Source organism: Limnohabitans sp. (assembly GCF_031538885.1).
Taxonomy (GTDB): domain Bacteria; phylum Pseudomonadota; class Gammaproteobacteria; order Burkholderiales; family Burkholderiaceae_C; genus Limnohabitans.
Genome location: NZ_JAVKLW010000014.1, coordinates 1 through 7,988, shown reverse-complemented (window position 1 = coordinate 7,988; position 7,988 = coordinate 1). Strand labels below are relative to the sequence as shown.

The 7,988-nt window shown below is 57.4% G+C and carries 9 protein-coding genes; 7 read left to right on the top strand and 2 right to left on the bottom strand.

The genetic code is table 11. The features are described from left to right. From rplM to erpA, 3 genes are all read left to right on the top strand, one after another. Positions 1 to 391, top strand: a 391-nt coding sequence (rplM, locus tag RMS03_RS00990; protein ID WP_310625262.1) for a 50S ribosomal protein L13, incomplete at its 5' end; no start/stop codon positions are given. 9 nt (positions 392 to 400) lie between these two features. After that, positions 401 to 793: a 30S ribosomal protein S9 gene (gene rpsI, locus RMS03_RS00985; RefSeq protein ID WP_104797055.1), complete on the top strand. Its 393-nt coding sequence runs from the start codon at positions 401 to 403 to the stop codon at positions 791 to 793. Positions 794 to 958: 165 nt separating this feature from the next. After that, positions 959 to 1,324, top strand: coding sequence for an iron-sulfur cluster insertion protein ErpA (gene erpA, locus RMS03_RS00980; protein ID WP_310625261.1), 366 nt, complete (start codon positions 959 to 961; stop codon positions 1,322 to 1,324). Here the strand turns inward: erpA and RMS03_RS00975 are convergent, their stop codons facing one another. Next, positions 1,325 to 2,452, bottom strand: coding sequence for an anhydro-N-acetylmuramic acid kinase (locus RMS03_RS00975; RefSeq protein ID WP_310625260.1), 1,128 nt, complete (start codon positions 2,450 to 2,452; stop codon positions 1,325 to 1,327). Further along, positions 2,453 to 3,790 (bottom strand): M23 family metallopeptidase, encoded by a 1,338-nt coding sequence (locus RMS03_RS00970; RefSeq protein WP_310625259.1) that lies wholly within the window; start codon positions 3,788 to 3,790, stop codon positions 2,453 to 2,455. A 121-nt stretch (positions 3,791 to 3,911) separates the two neighbouring features. On the opposite strand from RMS03_RS00970, the gene tyrS reads away from it, so the two are divergent. From tyrS to dbpA, 4 genes are read left to right on the top strand one after another with little or no spacing between them, the layout of a single operon-like run. Beyond that, a complete protein-coding gene (gene tyrS, locus RMS03_RS00965) occupies positions 3,912 to 5,144 on the top strand; it encodes a tyrosine--tRNA ligase (protein ID WP_310625258.1) in 1,233 nt (410 codons plus the stop codon). Between the two features lie 23 nt (positions 5,145 to 5,167). Beyond that, positions 5,168 to 6,115: a cation diffusion facilitator family transporter gene (locus RMS03_RS00960; protein WP_310625257.1), complete on the top strand. Its 948-nt coding sequence runs from the start codon at positions 5,168 to 5,170 to the stop codon at positions 6,113 to 6,115. Continuing rightward, positions 6,112 to 6,558: a D-aminoacyl-tRNA deacylase gene (gene dtd / locus RMS03_RS00955; protein ID WP_310625256.1), complete on the top strand. Its 447-nt coding sequence runs from the start codon at positions 6,112 to 6,114 to the stop codon at positions 6,556 to 6,558. The genes RMS03_RS00960 and dtd overlap by 4 nt, the downstream gene beginning before the upstream one ends. Continuing rightward, the gene (dbpA, locus tag RMS03_RS00950) at positions 6,555 to 7,967 is read left to right on the top strand and encodes an ATP-dependent RNA helicase DbpA (RefSeq protein WP_310625255.1); all 1,413 of its coding nucleotides are present in this window, start codon (positions 6,555 to 6,557) and stop codon (positions 7,965 to 7,967) included. The genes dtd and dbpA overlap by 4 nt, the downstream gene beginning before the upstream one ends. The last annotated feature ends 21 nt before the right edge of the window (positions 7,968 to 7,988 follow it).

The following is a 7,988-nucleotide window of genomic DNA, read 5'->3' as shown; positions in this document are numbered from 1 at the left end:
TGAGTGGTTTGTGATTGACGCCACCGATAAGGTGCTCGGACGAGTAGCCAGCGAAGTTGCTCTCCGTTTGCGCGGCAAACACAAAGCCATTTACACACCCCACGTCGATACAGGTGACTTCATCGTCATCATCAACGCTTCCAAGATCAAGGTCACAGGTGCCAAGTCTTTGGACAAGGTGTACTACCGTCACTCGGGCTATCCTGGCGGTATCACTGCAACGAATTTCCGCGATCTGCAAGCCAAGCACCCTGGCCGCGCGATTGAGAAGGCTGTCAAGGGCATGTTGCCCAAAGGCCCACTCGGTTACGCCATGATCAAAAAGCTCAAGGTGTATGGCGGTGCAGAGCACCCACACACCGCACAACAGCCTAAAGTGCTGGACATCTAAGGAGCCGAAATGATTGGTGAATGGAACAACGGCACCGGCCGTCGCAAATCAAGCGTCGCTCGCGTGTTTCTAAAAAAAGGCTCCGGAAAAATCACGATCAACGGTAAAGACATCGCCGCATACTTCGGCCGTCAAACCTCGATCATGATCTCGAAGCAACCCTTGATGCTGACCAACAACGGCGAAGCGTTTGACATCCAAGTCAACGTGCACGGCGGTGGTGAGTCTGGACAAGCAGGCGCAGTGCGCCACGGTATTACCCGTGCTTTGATCGACTACGACGCAGCGTTGAAGCCCGTCCTGTCACAAGCTGGTTACGTGACACGTGATGCGCGTGAAGTCGAACGTAAAAAGGTCGGCTTGCACTCTGCGCGTCGCCGCAAGCAGTTCAGCAAGCGTTAATTCGCACCTGTTTTGCCAAAGGCCGCATGGGTTCGCCCTTGCGGCTTTTTTCATGGGTGTTGGGCAGGGTAAATTCCCATGTTGCAAGCAGCGTCTCTAGGCTGTGCGTCGCGCTATTCCCGACTAAAGCGATATACTTTTGAGCATTGATTTAGGAGTCCTCTCATGAGCGCAGTCGCCGACAGCATCCAAACCGAAATGCCATCCCCTTTTGTCTTCACCGACAGCGCGGCAGCCAAGGTAGCGGACTTAATCGCGGAAGAAGGCAACCCTGATTTGAAGCTGCGCGTGTTCGTCCAAGGTGGCGGGTGCTCAGGTTTTCAATACGGCTTCACGTTCGATGAAGTCGTGAATGAAGACGACACCACCATCCAGAAAAACGGCGTGTCTTTGCTAGTCGATGCCATGAGCTACCAATACCTGGTGGGCGCAGAGATTGATTACAAAGAAGACTTGCAAGGCGCGCAGTTCGTCATCAAGAACCCGAACGCGGCATCAACTTGCGGCTGTGGTTCGTCGTTCTCAGCCTAATTAGGCTTTAAAAATTCCACCCAGTATGCGGGCGCCTTGAGCGCCCGTCACTTTTGGTAGGTTGCCGGGCAGGCCGAGCAAGGTTTGTCGGGCTAGCCAAGCAAAGGCGGCCGCCTCGACTTGCAAAGGCGGCATGCCACGGTCGGCAGATGACAGCACACGCACATGGGGTAGGCCTGCTTGCAGGCGCGACATCAAGAACCCATTCAACGCACCGCCACCACACGTGATGAGTTCTTTGGCATCAGGTGCATGCCGCAACACATCGTTCAAGCACGCACGTGCGGTGAACTCGGTGAGTGTGGCTTGCACATCGGCAGCGTCGGCATTGGCAAACCCACTGAGTCGATGGGTCAACCACGTGGGGTGAAACAAATCACGCCCTGTGCTTTTGGGGGGCATCTGTTCTAAGTACGGTTCGGCGAGCAAGGCCTGCAACAAAGGGGCGATGACGGCGCCGCTGGCACCCCATGTGCCGTTGTCGTCAAAGGCCTTACCCGTGTGTTGTTGGCACCAGCTGTCTAGCAGCGCATTGCCGGGACCGCAATCAAAGCCTAGCACATCCCTGTTGCTGTGCAGCACACTGAGATTGGCAATGCCGCCTATGTTGAGCACACCCACCGTGTTGTCGACTTGGCTAAAGATGCCTTGGTGAAATACAGGCACCAAAGGGGCACCTTGGCCGGCGGCAGCGACATCGCGGCTGCGGAAGTCGGCCACCACATCTATGCCCGTCAGCTCTGCGAGCAAGGCGGGGTTGTTGAGTTGCAGCGTGTAGCCCGTGCCATCAAAGGCGCCTGGTTGGTGGCGCACGGTTTGTCCGTGTGCGCCGATGGCGCGTACATCACGCGGTTGTGTCTGGGTGTTCGCGAGCAGAGCGTGTACCGTGTACGCATAGACGCGGACCAAACCATTGGCCGCAAGCGCGGCGCGGTGCAACTCGTTGTCAGACGCAGCGTTGAGGGCCAGTAGCTCTTGTTTGAGCGCAGAGGCAAAGGGCATGGCGTGATGCGCCAACACGCGAGGTTGCGGGCCGCTGAAATCGGCCAACACGCCATCCACACCGTCGAGTGAGGTGCCCGACATCAAACCAATGAAAAGCTGAGGCAATGCCGCAGAGCCTGACATTTATTCTGCGCGGCTCACTTGGGTGCTGGCGGCGGCGGTTAAATCGATCTTGGCAATGGCTGCGTAACGTTTGAACTGCTCGCGCGCAGCGGTAGACACCTCGACAGCAACGCTTTGGCGCGCCATGGTGAGTGGGTCTTTGTGTTGACCATTCACGCGAAATTCAAAATGCAAATGTGGGCCAGTGGCCCAGCCTGTTGAGCCCACCAAGCCCAATGTTTGGCCCTGTATGACCGATTGACCGCGTGTGACGTTGAGGCGGCTCAAGTGGGCGTAAACCGTGGTGTGGCCATTTGCATGTTTGACCATCACCACATTGCCAAACCCGCCTTGTGCGCCTGCCACATCCACAATACCTTGACCCACGCTGCGCACGGGCGTGCCTGTGGGGGCTGCATAGTCCACGCCAAGGTGAGCACGCCAAGTTTGCAAGATGGGATGGAAGCGCATCTTGAAGCCACTGGTCATGCGCGAGAAGGCGAGAGGTGATGTCAAGTAAGCACGGCGCAGGCTGAGGCCATCCGCGTTGAAATACCCGCCTTCTTTGGCCCCTGCTTCTTTGAACCAAAACGCTTGGTGTGTTTTCCCGTTGTTCACAAACTCGGCAGACAGTACACGGCCTGTGCGCAGTGTTTCACCATCGGCTTCGAGCGACTCATAGACCACCGCAAAGCGGTCGCCTTTGCGCAGTGCGCGGTGAAAGTCAATGTCGCCGGCAAAGATGTCGGCCAATTGGCTGGCCACGCTGTCGGGAATGTTGGCCTCATCGGTGGCCGCAAACAAGGAGCTTTGAATCATGCCGTTGCCCATGCGGCTGCTCACCGTGAGGTTGGCAGTTTCTTGGCGCTCAACAAAACCGGTTGCCGTGCGCTCCATCACCCAGCGGGTGAATTGCTCGCCGTCGTCATTGGCCCAACGTGCGGTCAAGCGTGTGAGGCGGTGGTCGGCATCGCCTTCCACGCTCACCATGCGACCCGCGCGGCCAATGAACTGTTGGCGTGCCGTGCGGGCGTTGCGCAAATAGGCGGTCGCTTCTGGGTCACTCAGGCCTAAGCGCGAGAGCAGGCTGTCTGCGGTATCGCTTGAGCGCGTGAGGTCGGAGCGAAACAGTTGCAAAGAATTGTTGTCGGTCCACAAGCTGGGCAGTGACGTGGTGTTGACGCTTTCCACCACTTGTTGCAAGGGGAGCCTGGAGGCGCCATCGTCCAAATTGGCGACTGCAAACGCACCGCCACCGAGGACCGATAACGCGACCGCAACGCTCAACAAGATGCGGCGGTGTTGTGAATCAAGGCTATTTTGCAGGCGCGTGGCCCACAAAGAAAAGAGTGGCTGCAAGGTATTTCTCCGGCAGTAAGTAAAAGGCGGGGGGCAAAGCCCAAGGCCTCAAGGTTTGGGCCTCTAAAATCAGGCTCAAACACCAAATCGGTGAGTATACCTTGTACGGTAAAAAATCCTTATGAATCAAGCATCTTTACAAAACCACCCCGTCACTGACCGCGTTCTTGAAGCCTTAGCTGTCACCCAGCGTGGCTGCGATGAGCTGATTCCTGAAGACGCATGGGTGAAAAAGCTGGCGCGCTCCGAGGCCACAGGCCAGTCGCTGCGCATCAAATTGGGACTCGACCCCACCGCGCCCGACATCCACATCGGCCACACCGTGGTGCTCAACAAGATGCGGCAGTTGCAGGATTTGGGGCACCAAGTCATCTTTTTGATTGGCGACTTCACCAGTTTGATCGGTGACCCTTCGGGGCGCAACAGCACGCGCCCACCGCTCACGCCTGAGCAAATCAAGGTGAATGCCGAAACGTATTACAAACAAGCCTCGTTGGTGCTGGACCCCGCTAAAACCGAAATTCGCTACAACAGCGAGTGGTGCATTCCGCTGGGCTCGATGGGCATGATTCAGCTGGCCTCCAAATACACCGTGGCGCGCATGATGGAGCGCAACGACTTTCATGACCGCTTCCACGCCAACACGTCCATCAGCGTGCACGAATTTTTGTACCCTCTCATGCAAGGCTACGACTCGGTGGCTTTGAAGTCAGATTTGGAATTGGGCGGCACCGACCAAAAATTCAACTTACTCATGGGCCGTCATTTGCAAGCCGAATACGGCCAAGAGGCGCAGTGCATCTTGACCATGCCGCTGCTCGAAGGCTTGGACGGTGTGGAAAAAATGTCCAAGTCCAAAAACAACTACATCGGCATCAGTGAAGCGCCCAACACCATGTTTGCCAAAGTGCTGTCCATCTCGGATGTATTGATGTGGCGCTGGTACACCTTGTTGTCGTTCAAGTCGATGAGTGAGATTGCTGCCTTCAAGAAAGAAATCCAAGGCGGCCGCAACCCCAGAGACGCCAAGGTGGCCTTGGCCAAAGAAATCACCGCCCGCTTCCACGGCGCTGCCGCAGCCGAAGCCGCAGAGCAGGACTTCATCAACCGCAGCAAAGGCGGTGTGCCAGATGACATTCCTGACGTGGCCTTGCTTGGAGCGCCCATGGGCATGGGTGCCTTGCTCAAAGCCGCAGGCTTGGCCCCGTCCACCAGTGAAGCCAACCGTTTGATTGACGGCGGTGGCGTACGCGTGGACTCCAGTGTCGTCAGCGACAAAGGCTTGAAGCTCGACGCTGGGACGTTTGTGGTGCAAGTGGGCAAGCGCAAATTTGCGCGTGTCACACTGGCTTAATCAGTCCAAGTGAGACTAGCCCCATGAACCGGACCACGATTAAAAAATGGCTCTCGCCCAGAGGCTTGCTTGGCGCGTCCGTGGTGGTGGCTTGCATCACCATTGTGCTCAAAACTTTGGCATGGCATCTCACCGATTCCGTGGGCTTGCTGTCGGACGCCATGGAGTCGCTGGTCAACTTGGCCAGTGCGGTGTTTGGCTTGATGATGGTCACTGTCGCCGCCAAACCCGCCGATGCAGACCACCCTTACGGTCATCACAAAGCCGAGTATTTTTCATCCGGCTTCGAAGGTATTCTCATCGTGGTGGCTGCGCTGGGCATCATTTGGGCGGCTAGTCATCGCATTTTTGACCCGCAAGCCTTAGAGCAAGTCGGCCTGGGTCTGGCCTTGTCGGTGGCCAGTTCTGTCTTGAACGGCTTGCTGGCTTGGGCCATGTTCAGCGCTGCCAAAGAACACCGATCAATTGCCCTGGAGGCTGATGCGCGTCATTTGGTGACCGATGTCTGGACCTCCGTGGGCGTGGTGCTGGGCATTGCTTTGGTGAGCTACACCGGCTGGCTCTGGATGGATGCGCTGGTGGCCATTGGTGTGGCGCTGAACATCCTCAAAGAAGGTTGGCACCTGATTTGGGGGGCATCGCAAGGCTTGATGGACGAAGCAGTGGAGCCCGAAGTTCTGGCGCAAATCCACACGGTGTTGAACGATGTGTCGCTCAGCCACGAAGAGGTGGGGGCAGACCACACGCACCTCGTGCGCTTTGATCACGTGATCACGCGCAAAGCAGGGCAACGCCGCTTTGTCGATTTGCACATGCACATGCCTGCTGAGTGGACGTTGGGTCGCGCCGCGACCTTTCGTGCGCATGTGGAATATGCACTGATGAAGGCCGTACCAGGCTTACGCGCCACGATTCAGTTGCTGCCTGACGATGTCGAGGCGCATGTCGACGACCCGAAAGACAGCATATGAAAGTCGTGTTGCAACGTGTGAGCGAAGCCCGCGTGGTGGTGGCGGGGCAAGCCGTGGGCGAAATTGCGCAAGGCCTGATGGTCTTGTTGTGCGCCGAGCGTGGTGACACCGAGGCCGTGGGGCAAAAGATGCTCGACAAAATATTGAAGCTGCGCGTGTTCTATGACGATGCAGGGAAGATGAACCGCAGCGTGGTGGATGTGAAGGGCGGCTTGTTGGTGGTCAGCCAATTCACCTTGGCGGCGGATACGCGTAGTGGCACGCGCCCTAGTTTTACCAGCGCAGCCCCCGCCGAAGAGGGCCGTCGCTTGTATGACGCGTTTGTCGCGCAAGCCAAAGCGCGGCACCCGCAGGTGCAAACTGGCATCTTTGGTGCAGATATGCAGGTGCATTTGGTCAACGACGGCCCCGTGACCATCCCCATCACGATAATCGGTGCATGACCGATTCAAAAACTACCGCGACATCCTTTGCCACCTTGAGCCTCGCGGCCTCTTCCTTCGATAACTTGACGCAACTGGGCTACACCCAGATGACCCCCATCCAAGCCGCCAGCTTGGCCCTCACCTTGGCGGGGCGCGACTTGATCGCCCAAGCCAGCACAGGCAGTGGCAAGACAGCGGCCTTTGGCATTCCCTTGGTCGAAAAACTCGACCCCGCGCAATTCGACGCACAAGCACTGGTGCTGTGCCCCACACGCGAATTGGCCGACCAAGTGACGCAAGAGATTCGCCGTTTGGCACGCGCAGTCGGCAACATCAAAGTGGTCACGCTGTGTGGTGGCGTGGCCTTGCGTGGTCAGACCGTCAGCCTAGAGCATGGCGCGCATGTGGTGGTGGGCACACCTGGTCGCATCATGGACCACTTGGAGCGCGGCGCGCTCAACTTGCAAGGCTTGAAGATGTTGGTACTCGACGAGGCGGACCGCATGTTGGACATGGGGTTTTTTGACGATATCGCCAAGGTGGCGCGTCAGTGCCCCAAAGACCGTCAAACCTTGTTGTTCTCGGCCACCTACCCTGAGGGCATTGCCAAGATTGTCTCGCAATTCATGCGTGAGCCGCAAACCGTCAAGGTGCAAGCACAACACGATGCCCAAAAAATCAAACAGATTTTTTATGAGGTGTCCAACAGCGAGCGCCTCCACGCCGTGTCACAACTGCTCAACCACTTTCGCCCTGAATCCACCTTGGCGTTTTGCAACACCAAGCAGCAATGCCGCGATTTGGTGGCGGTGCTGCAAGCGCAAGGCTTCAGTGCCTTGGCGTTGTTTGGTGAACTCGAGCAACGCGAGCGTGACCAAGTGCTGGTGCAGTTTGCCAACCGCAGCTGCTCCGTCTTAGTTGCCTCCGATGTGGCTGCGCGTGGTTTGGACGTGGCGAACTTAGAAGCAGTCATCAATGTGGATGTCACACCAGATGCCGAGGTGCACATCCACCGCATTGGTCGCACAGGTCGAGGCGATGCGGAAGGTTTGGCCTTGTCCTTGGTCAGCATGGACGAGATGGGCAACGTCGGCAAGATCGAGCAACTGCAAGGTCGGGAATCGACATGGGCGCCTCTCAGCAGCTTGACGCCCGCCGCTGGCGGCATCTTGCAGCCACCGATGGCGACTTTGCAAATTGTGGGTGGCCGCAAAGAGAAGATTCGCGCGGGCGATGTGTTGGGAGCCTTGACTGGTGAAGCGGGTTTTGCCAAAGAGCGAGTGGGCAGGATCAATGTGAACGAGTTTTCCACCTATGTGGCGGTGGTGCGCAGCATTGCGCACGAAGTCGTCCAGCGTTTGAGCGCAGGGCGCATCAAAGGCAAGACGGTGAAAGTGCGTTTGCTGCAAGAGGCTTCAGGCCGTTGAGTTGCCCTGATGACGCTTATG